Consider the following 265-nt stretch of genomic DNA (forward strand, 5'->3'; position numbering starts at 1 on the left):
CGATAATTGACATCGGCAAGGGTGTGCGACATTGGACACGGTAAAAGTTTAACCGACTAAGAAATGATTTATTGAGCGTTATTCACAATGATCATGCTAGAAGCCGAGCTACTCTCCGACCAAAAAGAAATCGCTGGAACATCTGGATGCTCATTGACTTTAGGGGCGATAATTGACATCGGCAAGGGTGTGCGACATTGGACACGGTAAAAGTTTAACCGACTAAGAAATGATTTATTGAGCGTTATTCACAATGATCATGCTA

Annotated in this window: 1 protein-coding gene; it reads left to right on the forward strand. The window is 41.9% G+C overall.

What is annotated here, in order from left to right; genetic code table 11:
* Positions 1 to 87: 87 nt before the first annotated feature.
* Positions 88 to 210, forward strand: coding sequence for a hypothetical protein (locus M2R47_RS09560; RefSeq protein ID WP_283162966.1), 123 nt, complete (start codon positions 88 to 90; stop codon positions 208 to 210).
* Positions 211 to 265 lie beyond the last annotated feature (55 nt).

This window comes from Moraxella oculi (assembly GCF_023336735.1).
GTDB lineage: Bacteria > Pseudomonadota > Gammaproteobacteria > Pseudomonadales > Moraxellaceae > Moraxella > Moraxella oculi.

Coding starts and splice junctions, on each gene's coding strand:
- M2R47_RS09560 (WP_283162966.1), top strand. CDS start 88: ATGATCATGCTAGAAGCCGAGCTACTCTCCGACCAAAAAGAAATCGCT.